At 72.3% G+C, this 16,081-nt stretch carries 11 protein-coding genes and 1 pseudogene; 5 read left to right on the forward strand and 7 right to left on the reverse strand.

Features of this window, described 5'->3' with window-relative positions; genetic code table 11:
• Nucleotides 1–173: 173 nt before the first annotated feature.
• The 3 genes and pseudogenes from OV079_RS57340 to OV079_RS06065 form a co-directional block, all read left to right on the forward strand.
• A pseudogene (locus OV079_RS57340) lies at nt 174–686 on the forward strand (hypothetical protein); the annotation flags it as partial.
• A gap of 154 nt (nt 687–840) precedes the next feature.
• Nucleotides 841–1,806, forward strand: coding sequence for a hypothetical protein (locus tag OV079_RS06060; protein ID WP_267766772.1), 966 nt, complete (start codon nt 841–843; stop codon nt 1,804–1,806).
• 985 nt (nt 1,807–2,791) lie between these two features.
• Nucleotides 2,792–5,026 (forward strand): pre-peptidase C-terminal domain-containing protein, encoded by a 2,235-nt coding sequence (locus OV079_RS06065; protein WP_267766774.1) that lies wholly within the window; start codon nt 2,792–2,794, stop codon nt 5,024–5,026.
• 121 nt (nt 5,027–5,147) lie between these two features.
• On the opposite strand, the gene OV079_RS06070 is transcribed toward OV079_RS06065, so the two are convergent.
• Nucleotides 5,148–5,480, reverse strand: a complete 333-nt coding sequence (locus OV079_RS06070) for a hypothetical protein (protein WP_267766776.1) — start codon at nt 5,478–5,480, stop codon at nt 5,148–5,150.
• Between the two features lie 96 nt (nt 5,481–5,576).
• Nucleotides 5,577–6,887, reverse strand: a complete 1,311-nt coding sequence (locus OV079_RS06075; protein WP_267766778.1) for a pectin acetylesterase-family hydrolase — start codon at nt 6,885–6,887, stop codon at nt 5,577–5,579.
• Between the two features lie 179 nt (nt 6,888–7,066).
• Between OV079_RS06075 and OV079_RS06080 the strand changes: the two genes are divergently transcribed.
• Complete coding sequence (locus OV079_RS06080) at nt 7,067–8,563, forward strand: S1 family peptidase (protein WP_267766779.1); 1,497 nt, start codon at nt 7,067–7,069, stop codon at nt 8,561–8,563.
• A gap of 236 nt (nt 8,564–8,799) precedes the next feature.
• On the opposite strand, the gene OV079_RS06085 is transcribed toward OV079_RS06080, so the two are convergent.
• The gene (locus OV079_RS06085) at nt 8,800–9,519 is read right to left on the reverse strand and encodes a hypothetical protein (RefSeq protein ID WP_267766780.1); all 720 of its coding nucleotides are present in this window, start codon (nt 9,517–9,519) and stop codon (nt 8,800–8,802) included.
• A 474-nt stretch (nt 9,520–9,993) separates the two neighbouring features.
• The gene (locus tag OV079_RS06090) at nt 9,994–11,091 is read right to left on the reverse strand and encodes a WD40/YVTN/BNR-like repeat-containing protein (RefSeq protein ID WP_267766782.1); all 1,098 of its coding nucleotides are present in this window, start codon (nt 11,089–11,091) and stop codon (nt 9,994–9,996) included.
• A 474-nt stretch (nt 11,092–11,565) separates the two neighbouring features.
• Between OV079_RS06090 and OV079_RS06095 the strand changes: the two genes are divergently transcribed.
• Entirely contained in the window at nt 11,566–12,852 is a 1,287-nt protein-coding gene (locus OV079_RS06095) for a hypothetical protein (RefSeq protein ID WP_267766783.1), read from the forward strand.
• A 420-nt stretch (nt 12,853–13,272) separates the two neighbouring features.
• Here the strand turns inward: OV079_RS06095 and OV079_RS06100 are convergent, their stop codons facing one another.
• From OV079_RS06100 to OV079_RS06110, 3 genes are all read right to left on the reverse strand, one after another.
• Nucleotides 13,273–14,274, reverse strand: coding sequence for a PEGA domain-containing protein (locus tag OV079_RS06100; protein WP_267766784.1), 1,002 nt, complete (start codon nt 14,272–14,274; stop codon nt 13,273–13,275).
• 143 nt (nt 14,275–14,417) lie between these two features.
• Entirely contained in the window at nt 14,418–14,759 is a 342-nt protein-coding gene (locus tag OV079_RS06105) for a tetratricopeptide repeat protein (protein WP_267778469.1), read from the reverse strand.
• The gene (locus tag OV079_RS06110; RefSeq protein ID WP_267766786.1) at nt 14,756–16,072 is read right to left on the reverse strand and encodes a serine/threonine-protein kinase; all 1,317 of its coding nucleotides are present in this window, start codon (nt 16,070–16,072) and stop codon (nt 14,756–14,758) included. Before OV079_RS06110 ends, OV079_RS06105 begins: the two co-directional genes overlap by 4 nt.
• Nucleotides 16,073–16,081 lie beyond the last annotated feature (9 nt).

Genomic DNA, 16,081 nt, shown 5'->3' on the forward strand with positions numbered 1-16,081 from the left:
GGGCCCGGCGACGCGGCCCGCCGCAGCCGCAGGCAGTGCAAACGGTGACGCCGATCACCGCGCGCCGCGGCGGGCGCGCAGGCGAACGCAACTGCGGTTAACAACGTTCAAAAGCCCACCAGGGGCCGATCGCGGCCGGCTGCGGGCTGCAGACAAGCAGAGCGTGCAGGGGTATGGTCGCGGTGGTGCTCGTCAACCTCGACGCGATCGACTGGAAGTCCCTGCGCCACGCCTACGGAGAGGCGAGCGACGTGCCGAAGCTGATCCGCGCGCTCGTCAGCGATCACCCCGGCAAGCGGGAGGGCGCGCTCGACGCGTTGTTCTCGACGATCTGGCACCAGGGCACGGTGTACTCGGCGAGCCCCGCCGCGGTGCCGTTCCTGGTCGAGCTGCTCGAGGCCGACCAGCAGGAGGATCTGCCGGCGATCCTCGAGCTGCTGGCGCACCTCGCCACCGGCACGCCCGACGAGGACGCCGAGGCGCTGCCCAACGCCGCCACCGCCGCGCGCGAGGCCGTGTCGAAGGGGATCTCCGTCTACGCGCGCCGCCTCGGCCACCCCGAGCCGGCGGTCCGCGTGGCCGCGGCGTACTTGCTCGGGCTGTTCGCGGTCGAGGCGGCCCGCGCCCCGCTCGCCGCGGCCGTCGAGGACGACTCCGAGCCGGCGGTCCGCGCCGTGGCAGCGTTCGCGCTCGGCTGCATCGCCGACCCGGCCCGCGCCGACGCGCTGCGCGAGCGGCTGGTCGACATCAGCGAGCACCCCGCGGTGCGCCTCTACGCCGGCCTCGGCCTGTCGCGCGGCGGCGCCCCTGGAAGGCCCGCAGTTCGCCGCGCTCGCCGAGTTGGTCGAAGACGTCGATCTGTTCGGCCAGCTCGACGAGCTCCACGACAACGCCGCGCGCATGAGCTACGGCCCGCTCGCCGACGGCCTCCTGCGCCTGCCCGCGGCGGCGCGCCTGCGCCTGGCCCCCGCGCTCGGGCGTGCCCTCGAGGCGGTCCGCGGCCGCGACGCGCTCGGCCTGGCCACCGCGCTGCTCGGGCTCACCTTCGCCGACGCGAGCGTGCCCGCGGGGGCCGGCGCGGAGGTCCTCGGCGAGGTCCAGCGCCAGGTGCTGGCGAGCCTCGTGCGCGCGCCGGCGGCCTGGCGCTACGCCAACATCGGCACCGCGCTGGCCGACATCGGCCTCGCGCCGGAGCTGACCGAGCGCGCCCCGCTGGCCGAGTGGCTCGGCGTCGACGCCGGCGAGCTGGCCGAGGACGACGAGGACGACGAGGGCGACGAGGCCGGCGAGGGCGACGAGGACGACGAGGACGGCGGCGTCGACGTCGAGGCGCCCGAGCCCGACCTCGGTGAGCTCGACCGGATCGGCCGCTTCGTCGCCTGTCTCGACGGCCAGGACTGGCGCGAGGCCCGGCAGTGGTTCGCCTTCTATCAGCAGATGCGCGGAGTCGCCCGCGTCGAGCCGCCGGCGATCGGCCGCTACTTCGGCGCCCACGCCAACCTCGAGGCCGGCTACTGGCTGTACGACCGCGAGCTGTCGCGCTCCCTCGGCACCTGCGTCCCGCTCGAGCACATCCGCCTGGCCGTCGGGCGCAAGGACTCCGACGATCAGGTGGCCCTGCGGATCCGCGTCGACGACGGCTGCCTCGACGCCGTCCTCGCCGCGATCGTCCGCCACCAGGACCGCGTCACCCCGACCGACTTCACCGCCCTGGCGATCGACCTCATCGGCGCCGCCCCCGAGGTGTTGCTGGAGACCGGCCGAGCCCAGCGCGCCCGCCTCGGTCGCGCTGCCGGCAGCGCCTGACGGGCAGGGCCGCCGCGTCGGGCCGTCCATCCCATTGAAGAGCAGGAGACGGGCCGTCGCCGGGGGCCCCGCGGCGGTCCGCGTCTTGGATGGTGGCGGGGCCGTCGGGCCCGCGTGGCTGTCACTCTTGGCGACGCGAACGACGGATGGGTGGCGTCGCGTCGGCCCGACGGGTCGGGCGGCCGTCTCCTACTTTTAGGGTCAAAGAGGGCAGAAGGTCTGCGTCGCCGTGGCTTGGGGGCCCGTCGGGTCCGTATGGCCGTCTCCTACTTTTATGGTGGGAGAGGGGGACTGGCCGGTCGACCTCGCATGGCCGTGCACTACGGGCAGAGGGAGACGGCGCCTGGCGGGACCATGCCAGTCGGTCGGGCCCGGTGGCTGTGAACCGCTGGATCGATGGAGGCGGCTCCTGTCACCGACGGGACCGCTGAATTGCCGCTCCTTTCGCTCGCTACATGCCCTTCCGCGAGCGCCGGGGGCCTGCGAGGGTGGACCACCACGAGGGGTTCTTCCGGGGGTGCCGCCCCGCATGTCTCCGGGGACATATGGTGACAGTCGCGGCGGGCGGCAATCCTCGGATGTCTCTCGGAACATGTGTCCTTTTCGCCGCGAAATATTTTCCTGCACCTCGCGCGCCAGCCGCTGGCGGACGGGCGCCGCGGCGCTCTCGCGGGTCCGGCGGTTCGACCGCCGGGCCCCGCGAGCGCGGACGGGGTATGGCGAATCATCGCATGTCTCGAGAGACATCCCAACGCCGAGGCCGGCGGCTGCGGCGGTCCGCGCGCGGCGAGCTCGGCGGTCCGCAGCATTCGCATGACTCGAAGGACATCGCCATAGAAGTGTTCCTGCGTTCGAGTCGCAGGTGCGGGTGTGCGGCGGCCTGGTCCAAAGACCTTGCACCTCCGCAAGCCCGACCGCGGCTGCAGAGTGTGCACGGCGCGGCGCACTATCGCCGGCGACGCGTCGCGCATAGAGTCCGGCTCCCATGCGTAGGATTGTTCTGCCTCTCCCCCTCTCGGTCGCCCTCGCGACCCTCGCCGCTTGCGGCGACGATGCGACCGTCGACACCACCGCGTCGACCTCCGAGACCTCGACCACCGACGACTCCACCAGCACGAGCCCGGGTCCGACCAGCGACGCGCCGACCACCGGCGTGCCGACCACGACCGACGCGACGACGTCGACGAGCACGACCGACGCGACCAGCACGACGACGGACGACACGACGACCACCACGTCGACGACGGACGACACGACGACGACGACGACCGACACGACCGACACGACCACCGCCGCCGACAACTGCGGCGACGGCGTGATCGAGGATCCCGAGGTGTGTGACGGCGCCGCGCTGGCCGATCAGGACTGCGTCAGCCAGGGCTTCGACAGCGGCACCCTCGCGTGCGCGGCCGATTGCAGCGCGTTCGACATCAGCGGGTGCGTCCTGGCCTCGTGCGGCAACGGCTCGATCGAGGGCGAAGAGGCGTGCGACGGCGAGGACCTGGCCGGGCAAGACTGCGTGTCGCAGGGCTTCGAGAGCGGCACCCTGACGTGCATGGAGAACACCTGCGTGTTCGAGCTGGGCGGGTGCTTCACCTGCGGCGACGGCAACATCTCGGGCACCGAGGTGTGCGACGGCACCGAGGTCGGCGGCGAGGACTGCGTCAGCCAGGGCTTCGAGACCGGTCAGATCGCCTGCGCAGCCGACTGCAGCGCGCTCGACACCAGCGACTGCAGCACCTGCGGCGACAACGCCCTGAGCGGCGCCGAGGAGTGCGACGGCGCCCTGCTCGGCGCCGCCACCTGTCAGACGCAGGGCGCCGACTACGGCACCCTCAAGTGCTCGGCCGACTGCGGCTTCGACCTCTCGGCGTGCATCACCGCCGTCTCCGAGATGGAGCCGAACGACGACGGCATGGTCGCCACCAGCACCAACGACTTCAGCGCCGCCAACGCCAACGGCCCGTTCACCGGCGACACGCTGATCAAGGCGAAGATCACCCCGGTCGGCGACGACGACGTGTTCGCCGTGCAGAACACCGGCGACGGCTACGCCACGCTGCGGCTCGAGACCTTCAGCATCGAGGGCCCGGGCACCTGCACCACCATCGACACGGTGATCGACATCCGCACCGCCGCCAACGTGCTCCTCGTCACCGACGATCAGAGCGGCATCAACAACTGCTCGCTCATCACCAACTACCCGCTGGCGCCGGGCGAGACCGTCTACGTGCGGGTGTACGACTACCTCGACAACACCGTCATCGACAACTACCTGCTCGACATCCAGCTCGACCCGGTCATTTGCGGCGATGGGGCGCTCGGCCCCGGCGAGCAGTGCGACGACGGCAACGGGGCCAACGGCGACGGCTGCAGCGACGTTTGCAAGGTCGAGGGCGCGACCGCCGAGATCGAGCCCAACAACACCAACGCGCAGGCCGACGGGACCGGGATCGTGTCGACCGGCAACTCGCTGTTCGCCGGCGCGATCACGCCGGTCGCCGACGTCGACCGCTACCGCCTCGACCTCGCCGCCGCGAGCTTCCTGCGCCTCGAGAGCTTCACCGCGCTGAACGACTGCGCCGGCATCAACACGGTGCTGCGGCTGTTCGACAGCAACAACGTCTCGATCATCGCCGACACCGCCAACTCGGGCATCAGCAACTGCTCGTCGCTGGTGTTCCCGGTGCCCGCCGGCACCAGCTACATCCACCTCGAGGAGAACGGCAACAACGCCGTCATCAACAGCTACTTCCTCCAGGCCGCGGTGCTGTCCGACGCGGGCGCCGAGACCGAGCCGAACGAGACCCTCGCGGCCGCCAACGTCAACCTGCAGAACGGCTCCGACCTGCAGGTGTTCGGCGACCACGCGGTCAACACCGACTCCGACTACTACCGCATCGACGTCCCGGTGGCCGGCAGCTCGCTGCGCCTCGAGATCATCGAGGGCGACCGCACCGTCGAGACGTGCGAGAGCAACGGCGTCGACTCGCGCCTGACCCTGTACACCGCGGGCGGCGTCGAGATCGCCAACGACGACGACGACGGCCGCGGCTTCTGCTCGATGATCGACGGCACCGGCAACACGCCGCTGGACGCCGGCGCGCACAACCTGGCCGCCGGGACCTACTACGTCCAGGTGCGCGCGTCGACGTTCTCGCAGAACGGCGCCGCCGGCCAGTTCATCTACCGGCTGGCCGCCACCGTGCGCAAGCCGTGACGCCGGGCGCCCGCTCCGGGCGCGCCGCTCACGAACGACGGCCATGTCCTGCGGGACATGGCCGTTCGGCCATTGTCGAACGGACATGTCGCCGCGGACACGGCCGCCGCGCCGGCCCGACCTACGGGATCTTGCGCAGCCGGACGTCGCCGGCGGGCCCGGCGATGTCGGTGAAGATGCCGGACAGGCTGGTCGGGCTCTCGACCTTGCCGACGTAGAGCGCGTGGTAGCCGGTCTTCTCGTTGACCTGGCGGATCGAGAACAGGGTCCCGCGCGGCGACGAGTACAGCGTGCCCTGGAAGTGGCTCGGGTCGTCGCCGGGGAACACGTAGCGGCCGACGAAGTGCTCGGGGTCGAGCTGGATGATGATCAGCTCGGACGGCACTGTCGTGGGCGCGAGCTGCCCGTTGAGGGTCCGATCGAAGCTGAATTCCCAACGTCCGCTGAGGTCCATAGGGGCTCCCGAGGCCCGACCGTAGGCGCCCGCACGGCGCCAGTCAATGCCCCCGCGCGCGCGTTCGCCAGCGCGCGCGGCGGGGCGGCCGCGGCACTAGTTGTCCTCGTTCGGCTGGACGCTCTCGCGGTAGCTGACGAGCGGCTTGTCGTCGTCGAGCAGGGTGCCGATGAAGTCGCCGAGGTCGACGCCCTGCTCCTCGATCTCCGTGTCGAGGTACGAGATGATCGACACGCAGTGGCTGTCGTTGAGGCCGCGCCAGTAGGGCAGGTAGTACGCCATGTTCGGGTGCGGTTCGTACAGCGCGGTCATGAGGTCGGTGTCCTCGGCCCAGTACTCGAGGATCTTCTCCTTCGTCATGTCCGGGTAGAAGCGCTCGTACGAGTAGCGCGAGTAGTTGAAGTCGCGCTGGAAGAACACGGTGCTGAGGCGGTCGTCGGGGTAGAGCGCGGCGAGGTGGGTGTTCAGCACGCCGAAGTCGTCGTCGATCTCGTAGCCGGGCGGCAGCTCGCTGAACACCGAGTCCACGTTCCACGAGGAGCGGATCTTCTCGTGCAGCTTGGAGGACCAGCCGCCGCTCGGGAAGATCGGGCCCGAGTCGTCCATCAGGTAGCCGCGCTGGGCGTCGATGCGCGAGCGGAAGAAGTGGTAGTTGATGAGCGAGCCGGCCCCGCCCGCGCTGCAGCCGGTGACGAACAGCCGGTCGGTGCCCGGGAACTGGGTCGCCATCCAGTCGGTCGCCGCGATCACGTTGTTGTGACCGTTGTGGTGGAACTCGAGGTCGGGCTCGACGCCCTCGGGGTCCTGGTAGACGATCACGTTGTTGCCCGTGTGCACGTCGCCGGTGCAGTAGGGCATGAACACCAGGTTCCAGTCCTTGGTGAGGCCCTCGACGTCGCGGCGCATCAGCGGCGACAGGTTCTTCGTCAGCGGGTCGTAGAGGAGGTCGTCGGGGACGCCGTCCGGGTGCGCGGCGCCGAGGTCGGCCTTGCCGGAGCAGGTGTCGAAGTCCCAACAGGCGCCGCCCGGCTCGAGCATCACCAGCAGGTCCTTGGCGCCCTCGTGCCAGTTGACGAAGATCTTGTACTGGCTGCCGTTGCCGCACACCGCTCCCTCGAGCGGGACCGTGATCCACTGGTCGTAGGCGGGCGGCTCGATCGGCCCGCCCGTGGTGGTATCGCTGGTGGTCGTGTCGGAAGAGGTGGTGGTCGGCGCGTCCGTCGTGCCGTCGGTGGTGGTCCCGCTGGTCGGCTCGGCGGTGGTCCCGGTCGGACTCGTCGACGTGTCCGTGTCCGGGATCACCGCGGTCCCGCTCCCCGTGGTGCCGTCGTCGCCGCAGCCCGTAAACAGCGCCAAAACACCCACGAGCGCGAGCCCGTCTCGCGACAACCTTTTCTCGAAGTTCATGCCACCGCTCCTCAGGTCGTCCACGGTAGCAAAACTCACCTGCCGTTCGCGAGACCCCGGAAACGCTGTGTTTCGTGCGTTTCCACGGCGAGTAGAAACCCCTCGCGCGATACTGCCCGATCACACCCACAGGGGCCCACCGCTTGGTCAGGCCTCGCTCGTAGTGCCATGGTAGGGCGATGAGGCCCCCAGCGTACATCTCAGCCGCCTTCGTCGCCCTCTCGTTCGCCACCCCGGCCGCAGCCGACGAGCCGCCCGATGTCCTCGGCTTCCCGGTCGAGCCGACCGAGATCTACGGCGGCGTGGACACGGTGGCGTGCGGCTGGCCGACGACCGTGTCGATGCTCGGCCAGTGCACCGGAACGCTGGTTCACCCCGAAGTGGTCATCTTCGCGGCCCACTGCGGGTCGGGCTACGACGCCGTCATCCTCGGCGAGTCGATCAACGGGCCGAAGCGCCAGGTGCCCACGGAATTCTGCCAAACCTTCCCGGGGGGCGGTCCGGGGAACGGCCAGGATTTCGCGTTTTGCAAGCTCTCGCAGCCGCAGCTCGACATCCCCATCGTGCCCATCCTGATGGGTTGCGAGACCGACATCCTGCAGCCCGGCCAGCAGGTGACGATCGTCGGCTTCGGCAACGCCGACACCGGGCCGTACGGGGTCAAGCGCGAGGTCGTCACCACGATCAACAACATCACCGGCAACAACGAGGTCGACATCGGCGGCAACGGCAAGGACAGCTGCCAGGGCGACTCCGGCGGGCCGGTGTTCGTGCAGATCGCCGACGGCTCATGGCGCGTGTTCGGCATCACCTCGTACGGCGGCGCGTGCGGGACCGGCGGCATGTACTCGCAGATGCACCGCGGCATCGACTGGTTCGAGCAGCAGAGCGGCGTCGACCTGACGCCGTGCCACAACGCCGACGGCACGTGGAACCCGACGCCGGCGTGCAAGGGCTTCCCGCTCGACCCGGGCGTCGGCAACGGCGACTGGGGCACCGGCTGCAACGGCGGGGAGGTCGGCGGCCAGAGCGTGACCTGCGGCTCGGCGGCCTGCGACGAGGCGGCCGACAAGGAGGGCCCGACCGTCAGCGTGCTGTCGCCGGCCGACGAGACGGTGCTGATGTCGCCCGACATGGCCGACAACGTGTCGACGTCGATCAGCATCGGCGCGACCGACAACGCCGGCGGCTGCGGGGTGAAGGAGGTCCGCCTCCTCATCAACGGCAACGACATCGGCGGCGTCGACATCGCGGAGCCGTACGAGTTCGCCAACGTGTCGTTCCCGACCGGCTGCTGGGAGGTCGGGGCCAAGGCGATCGACTGGGTCGGCAACGAGGGCCAGGCCGAGCCGATCACGCTGTGCATCAATCAAGAGCCGCCGCCGCCGCCGCCGCCGCCGCCGCCGGACACAACCGACGGCGACAGCGAGTCGGGCGGCGACAGCGACTCCGGCGAGTCGACCGACGGCGCGCCCACGACCGGCACCGACCCGACCCAGGGCAATGGCAGCGGCGGCGGGCCGGTCACGACGGCCGGCTCGGCGACGGCCGGCGACACCTCGGGCCTCGGCGAGTCGGACGGCTGCGCGTGCGCGGCCGACAGCTCGGGCGCACCCAAGGGCGCGGGGCTGATGCTGCTCGGGCTGGCGCTGCTCGGGCGCCGGCGCCGGCGCTGAGCGGAAGCGAGGAGGGCCCGGGTCGCCGCTCCGGGACGCGGGGCTGCGAGGGACGTCGGGCCTCGGCGGCCGCTTCGGCGAGCTTCATGCGGCGCGGACGTCGAGGGCGGCGAGGCTTCACGGGTCGCGTGCTCGGCTCGACAGGCGCCGGAAGGTCCGGGATGTCTGCACGGACATGTCCGGTGGAGCATGTCGTATCATTTATGTCTCTATGGACATGCTTTAAAGCATGTCCCTCAGAACCGGCCGGCGAGCGACAGGCCGACGAAGCGGGGGGTCACGCTCGGCTCGAGCCGCAGCTCGCTCAGGCGCGAGACCCGGACGGCGCGGGCGTACGAGACGCCGTAGGCGAGCAGGCCGGCGCCGGCGACGGTGAGCGACTGGCCGGCGGCGGTCAGCACCAGCCAGGCGCTCCAGCGGTCGCGGACGCAGCTCTCCGTCAGCGTGCCCTCCTGGCGGCAGCTCTCGGCCCCGAACCTGTCGCGCCACAGGGCCACCCGCGAGCCGACGTACATCGCCAGGCCGAGGGCGAGCAGACCGGCGCCGCCGCCGAGGTAGGCCGGGGCGATCTTCTCGCGGCGCTCGTGCCGGGCCCGGTTCCACGCCGTGAAGCGGCCGCGCACGGTCCCGCCGCCGGCCGCCAGCCCGATCGCGGCGAAGTTGAACAGCGGGGCCACGGTCGAGAAGCCGAGGTAGCGCAGCGACTCGTCGACGCAGCCGGTGACCGTGACCTGCAGCTCGGGGAAGACGAACTGCTGGCCGCCGCAGCCGCGGCGGAGGATGCCGATCCGCCACACGTGCGCGGCGAGCCCGAGGCCGCCCGCGACGCCGGCGCTGACCAGGAGGCCGAGGCCCGACAGAGGCATCGCCGGCGGCAGCTCGCGCGCGGGCGCGGGCGCGGGCCCGACCGGCCGGACGAGCGTGAGCGACACGAACAGGGCGAGCGCGGGCGACATCGCCGCAAGGTGAGGGCGATCGCGGATCGACGCCAGCGCGCGCGGCGGTCCGCGAGGTCGCCGGAATCGTCGGTGTGCGCGGCGTCGCAGCGAGCAGGTGCGCGGCGCGAGGCGGGCGACCGGGCGGAGGAGGTCTCGAAGGACATGTCGATGACGCGGGCCGCAGTCGAGGCTCGGAGCTGGCGCAGCGGCGCGGCGACCAGGACGTGCCGTTCGTCGAGCGGCCGCGGCGCGACGTGGCGAAGAGGACATGTCAGAACGGCCATGGCGCGCGGGTGAGCCCGTGTGCCGACGTGGCGAAGAGGACATGTCGGAACGGACATGGCGAACGGGTGAGCCCGCGGGCCGACGTGGCGAAGAGGACATGTCGGAACGGACATGGCGAACGGGTGAGCCCGCGGGCCGACGTGGCGAAGAGGACATGTCGGAGCGGACATGCGACCAGCGGTCCGCCCTGCCGAGCGGCGGCGCGGCTCAGATCTCCGGCGACTCGCAGGTCTCCTTCGGCGTGAGCGTGACGAAGGCGAGCAGGCCGTCCTCGCCGGCGATCAGCGCGCCGACGGTGCTGCCGCGGGAGACCACGCGAGCGCCGGCGCCGACCGGCGTGGGCTCGGCGAGCATGGAGGACTCGGGCCACCCGCCGAGCGTGCCGTCGTCGTAGAGGGCGGTGAAGATGTCGTAGACGCGGGCGAGGCCGAGGACCGGGATCGCAGGGTCGTCCGGGTAGAACGAGACCTCCTTGGCGGCCTGATGCAGGACCTTGCCGGTGGCGGTGACGACGGCGGCCTCGTCGTAGACCTCGGCGATCCGCACGAGGTCCTCGGTCGTGCCGGTGTCGACGCGGGCCCAGGTGAGGCCGGCGTCGACGCTGTGGACCGCCAGGCCGCCGTCGCCGACCGCGACCAGCGGACTGCCGGTGACGGCGCGGAACGAGCCGGTGGCGGCCGGATCGAGGGCGACCGGCTGCCAGGTCGCGCCGGCGTCGGCGGAGCGCACGATCACGCCGTCGCCGACGGCGACCCCGTGCAGCGAGAGCTCGCCGTCGACGATGAAGTTGAAGAACACGACGTCGCGCAGCGCGGCCTCGGTGCCGAGATCGACGGGGACCCAGGTGTCGCCGCCGTCATCGCTGCGGTGGGCGACACCGCCGTCGCCGACGACCATCCAGCGGTCGAGATCGATCCGCTCGACCCGCTTGAGGGCCGGATCTGCGGGCAGCGCGAGAGGATGGAACACGCCGCCGTCGTCGGGGCGGAACAGTCGACCGTCGGCGGTCAGGGCGAGCGCGGTCTTCGGGCCGAGCGCGGCGACCGAGACGAACTCGACCGCCTCGTCCGCCTTCAGCGGGGTGACGTCGAGGAGGTAGACGAAGTCCTCGCAGCCGGGGGTGCCCTCGGTGACCGTGGGCGACTCCTCGGTCGGGTCGGGCAGGCCGGTGGTCGGCGACGAGGTCGAGGACGACGAGGATGAGGAGGTCGAGCTCGACGATGCGCCGTCGGTGTCGGCGTCGGGTTTGGAGCAGGCGAGGGCCAGCGTCGGCAGCACGAGCAGGAGCGAGCGAAGCGAAGTCATGGCAGTCCCTTCAATTGGTCGAGAGCTGCCGGAGCTGTCAATCGCCGGCGACGCATCACGCGGGGCGCTGTGGTGATTGCCCGCGGTGGCGGTCGCGCCCGCGGCGCCTGCCAGACGCGGCGCACGGCCGACGGGCCTCCGGCGTGGGTCGGCGGCGCCCCAGCCGGGCTCGAATGCAGGCAGCGCCGCGTCTCCGTTCGCGCGCCGACCTGGCATGGCAATGACTGGACTCCGCACTCGCGGTGAATGTCCATGTAGACATGTTCGATGGGACAGATCGGAGGCGGCTCTTCGTATGCCGCGGCGACGGCCGTGGCCGAGCGCTGCGGATGGGCGCGGCGCCGGCGTTCGCAGGAGTGTGGGCTGTCGGCGCGCGGATCGACGCGGCCCCGCGCTCGCATCCGCCCGGCAGCGCCCGCGGCCCGCGCGACCGTGCGCGTTCCCTCGGCCCGGCAAACGGCGGACAATGAGGCGGTGACGGCCCCCGATTCGCAGGACCGCGCGCGCGACGGGTTCTATCGCCTGCTCGCGGCGGCGATGACGTACGGCTGGGCGCGGCTGATGGCGTTCCTGGCCTGGATGGCGCTGCTGGTGTCGACGTACGCGTCGCTCGACGGGGTGATCGGCGAGGGCACCGTGGCGCCGCTCGGGCTCGTCACGCTGAAGACCGTGCCGCTGCTGCTGGCGGTGCTCGTCGCGCTGCCGAACGTGATGCTGCACATCGTCGCGCGCATGATCCTGTTCCGCTTCTCGCGGCGGAACTTCAACCTGCTGTGCCGCGACGCGCCGGCCGAGGCGGCGCTGCCGGACGAGGTCAAGGCGCGCTGCCAGGCGACGTGGGCCTACGAGCGCGGGCGGGCGCAGATGCGCTACGAGTCGGGGCTGCTGCCGCAGGTCGGCGTGTTCGGCCTGCTGGCGTCGGCGATGCTGGCGTTCTGCATCCTGGGGATCCACTTGCCGCCGTCGCAGCTGTTCCCCAACCTCGGCGGCGAGCTACCGACCTGGCACATCTGGGTCGCGTGGACGGTGCTGAGCACGGCGACGACGTCGTTCATGCTGTCGGTGGGCCGGATCCTGGTGCGGATCGCCGGCTACGACGCGACCACCCGCACCTTCGCCGACGCGGCCCGCTCGTTCGGCCTGTGCGTGGTCAGCGGCGGGCTGCTCGCGTGCCTCACCGTGTCGAGCACCGATCCGAAGACCGCGCAGGCCAGCATCGCCATGGGCATCGCCGTCGGGCTGCTCGGCGACCGGGCCTTCATCGCGGTGTCGAACCGCGCGGCCGCGCTGCTCGGCACCGAGGTCGAGGCCGTCGAGCCGGGCATCGGCCTGCGCGTGATCGAGGGCGTCGGCGCGGAGGACAGCCAGCGCCTGCAGGAGGAGAACGTGACGTCGGTCCACGCGCTGGCGTTCGTGCCGGCGCCGCGGCTGTTCTTCAACTCGTCGCTCAACCTGCAGCGGATCTGCGACTGGCAGGACCAGGCGCTGCTGTTCGTGTACGTCGGCGAGAGCCGGGCCAAGGCGCTGCGCGAGCAGTTCCAGATCCGCGGGGCCATCGACGCCCAGCGGCTCGGCCGCGGCTTCGAGGACATGCCGGCCGAGGTGCAGCAGCAGCTGGTGGTGAGCCTCAACTTCCCGAGCCCGACGCACGCGCGGCAGCTGTTCGCGCGCCTGGCCGTCGACCCGCGCATCGACGAGCTGCGGGCCTATCGCGCCGCCGAGCTGACGTTGGAGCCGTTGCTCGACGACCGGCGGGCCTGAGCCCTGCGCAGGCTTCGGACGCCGCCGGTGCGCCGCTGCGCGTCAGCCCGACACACGCAGAGACGACACCGGCGACGTCCAAACTCGGGCCCGACGCGGGGCGCCGCGCCGCCGGTCGGGTGAAGGCGGGCGATCGTCGCCCGTCGCGGAGGACGAGCGAGGCCGCGGCGCGTACGTTCGCGCCACGAGATCGCTGCTGCTGGACATCGTACGAACACACCGACGGGCTCGACCCAAGTCTGGGCGGAGCGCGGGGGGCGGCAATCCGGCGGCGATGACCTGCGCCACGAGCAGGTCGCGCGCGGCGCCGCTGCGTCGGTCCGTCGCGGCGAGGCGGCGTCGCGGCTCGAACGGCGATCGGACAGGTGTCGGCGGCGCAGGTGCGACAGTTCGGCTGTGCCGCCGATTACTCCCGATCGCTCAGAATGCGCCGCTGAGGCCGATGTAGGTGGGCCCGAGACGCGCGCGCAGGCGGGTCTTGCCGCGGTCGCGGGTGCGCAACAGCAGCATCGTGCCGGCGGTGCCGAGCAGCGCGCCCGCGGCCAGCACCGCGGCGCCGCCCCAGTCGGTGTCGAACACGAAGCGGCAGCGGCCCGCGAGGTCGACGTCGGGGCCGGTGCAGCGCCCGCGGTACTCTTCCCCGTCGAGCGCCAGCAGGCCGAGGCCGATGCCGAACAGGGGGATGCCGGTGAACAAGAGGCCCCAGCCGGCGCCGCGCAGCTTGAGGGTCTCGGGCGTGCGCCGCAGGTCGATCTGCAGGCTCTCGCGCAGGCCGGCCACCGCGACCAGCTCGCGCTCCTCCGGGACGTACCCTTCGGACATGACCCGAACGACATGTTTGCCCTCGAGCACGTTGCGCTCGACCGGCGCGGCGCCGACCAGCTGGCCGTCGATGAACACCAGCGCGCCGGGCGGGGTGGTAGCGATCTCGAAGGCCGGAGGCGGCTTGGCCAGGGCGTCGAGCTTGGCCAAAAGGCGCGCGGCCTGGTCGGCGGTCAGCGCCCGCAGCTCGGCCAGGCCGCACAGCTCGCAGCCGCGCTCGCTCTCGGCCGCGCGCCCGAGGTCGCGGGTGGCGACGAGCTCGAGCCGCAGGGTGTAGTCGCGATCGCTGACGGTGACCTGGGCCCGCAGCACGAACGCGGCGCCGAGCTGGTCGCGCAGCCGCTCGAGGCAGGCGTCCTCGCTGCACGAGCCGGCGGCCACGCGGGCCACCGCCTCGGCGTCGAGCAGCTGCAGGCGGCCGCGCGCGAGGCCGCCGCGCAGGTCCTGCTCGAGCTGCGAGGCGAGCAGCGGATCGTCGGCCCCGCTGATGGCGATCGGCGCGATCGCCAGCTTCGGCGCGTCGGCCTCGGGCGCCGCGGAGGCGGGGACCGGGGCGCCCGGGGCCGGCTGGGCGGCCGCGGGCGCGGCGGTCAGCGACATGGCCAAAAGCACATGGATGCCAGGACATGTCCTTCGGAACATGGACTCAGCCACCGGGCTCCTCCTTGGCGGCCGCGCGCGGGGCGTGGCGGGACATGTCCACGGCGACAGGCTCTAAAAGACATGTCCGGAACAACATGGCCTCAGCCACCGATCTTCTCCTTGACCTTGTCGAGGCGGCCGGCCGCCTTGGCGTGGCCGAGCTCGGCGGCCTTGTCGTACTGGGACTTGGCGTCGGGGTAGCGCAGGACCTTGAAGTAGGCGTCGCCGAGGCGGATCCGGAAGTCGCCCTTCTTCGGCTCGGCCTTGACCGCCCGCTCGGCGAACACCACCGCCTGCTCGAAGTGGCCGCGGTCGAACTCGACGTCGGACAGGCCCATCAGCGCCGCGCCGTTGCGGTTGTAGGCCGCGAGCGCCTGGTTGAAGGCGCGCTCGGCGGCCGCGAAGTCGCCGCGGCGGCGGGCCGCCTCGCCCTCCTGCGTCAGCTCGTCGGAGCGGGCCCTGTCCTGGGCCGCCTGCGCCGCTGCTCCTCGGGCTCCGCGGCCGGCGGGGCGGGGGTCGGCGGGGCGGCCTTCGTCTCGGTCTTCGGCTCCGGCTTGCCCGGGCGCGGGCGCGGCGGCTCGGGCGTCGGCGCGACGGCGACCACGACCGGCGGCGGCTCGGGGGTGGGCTCGGGCGTCGCGGCGGGCGCGGGATCGGCTGACTGTTCGGGCATGTCCTGCGGGACATCCCGCAGCGCGTCGGGGCCGAGCAGCGCGGCCAGCAATTCGGTCTGGGTGGCCGCGCCGCGCTCGCGCACGAACTTGCGCAGGCGCTCGTCGCGGTGGCCGCGGTCGTGGTCGGCGAGGATCTCGAGCAGCTCGGCGGCGGCGACGTCGGCGGCGGTGAACTCGCCGCGCTCGGCCTTGGCCAGCAGCTCGGCCATCTGCCCCGGGGTGTAGAGGCCGCGCTCGCGCGCCTTGGGGTGGTCGGGCTGGAACACCAGCGCCTGCGAGTAGAAGTCGCGCGCGAACGGCTTGCCGGCGTCCGTGTCCCAGTAGGTGTCGCCGAGCTCGGCGAGGGCGTCGGCGAACTCCTTGCGCAGCTTCTGGGCCTCGTCGCGCGCGGGGCGTTCGGCCGGGCCCTCGGTGCGGTCGAGCGCGACGACCCGGAGGATCGACGTGTCCTTCGGGTCAGACGCCGGCGGGTACACCCAGTGGGCGGCGCTGCCGGCGGCGCGGGCGTCGGCGGCCAGCTGGGCGATGTGGGCCAGCTCTTCGGGGGTGGGCGGGCGCTCGCGCGTGGCGAACAGGACGGCGACGGCGGCCACGGCGGCGGCGGCGACGGCCACCGCGACGCTGCGCCAGCGGCTCGGACGCGCGAGCGCGAGGTCGCGGGTGAGCTCGGCGAGCAGCGCGTCCATCGACGGGTGACGCTGGGCCGGCAGGGCCGCGAGGCCGCGGACCAGAGCGTCGTGGATGAACGCCGGCACGTCACCCGGCGGAGGCTTGATGAGCTGGCCGGAGCACACGCTGTCGGCGAGGTCGAGCAAGTTGTCGCCGGCGAACGGGGGCTGATGATACAGCGCGGTCCACAGGGCGACGCAGAAGCTGAACTGGTCGGAGCCCGCGTCGGTGGCCTCGCCGCGGTGCTGCTCCGGCGACATGTACGCCGGCGTGCCCATGATCGTGCCGGCCATCGTCAGCGCGGTGCTGAAGGCGTTGTGCCGGCCGACGCGGAGGGCGACGCTGTCGCCGACGCTCTCGGGGGCCGGGCTCGGCTGCTGGCCGGCGGTCCCCGCCAGGCCGAAGTCGGCCACGCGCGCGCG

It is taken from the genome of Nannocystis pusilla (assembly GCF_026626665.1).
Classification (GTDB): Bacteria; Myxococcota_A; Polyangia; order Nannocystales; family Nannocystaceae; genus Nannocystis; species Nannocystis pusilla.

Bases quoted from the DNA above. Each gene is read 5' to 3' on its own strand.
- OV079_RS06065 (WP_267766774.1), top strand. From the start codon at position 2,792: ATGCGTAGGATTGTTCTGCCTCTCCCCCTCTCGGTCGCCCTCGCGACC.
- OV079_RS06070 (WP_267766776.1), bottom strand. From the start codon at position 5,480: ATGGACCTCAGCGGACGTTGGGAATTCAGCTTCGATCGGACCCTCAAC.
- OV079_RS06075 (WP_267766778.1), bottom strand. From the start codon at position 6,887: ATGAACTTCGAGAAAAGGTTGTCGCGAGACGGGCTCGCGCTCGTGGGT.
- OV079_RS06080 (WP_267766779.1), top strand. From the start codon at position 7,067: ATGAGGCCCCCAGCGTACATCTCAGCCGCCTTCGTCGCCCTCTCGTTC.
- OV079_RS06085 (WP_267766780.1), bottom strand. From the start codon at position 9,519: ATGTCGCCCGCGCTCGCCCTGTTCGTGTCGCTCACGCTCGTCCGGCCG.
- OV079_RS06090 (WP_267766782.1), bottom strand. From the start codon at position 11,091: ATGACTTCGCTTCGCTCGCTCCTGCTCGTGCTGCCGACGCTGGCCCTC.
- OV079_RS06100 (WP_267766784.1), bottom strand. From the start codon at position 14,274: ATGTCGCTGACCGCCGCGCCCGCGGCCGCCCAGCCGGCCCCGGGCGCC.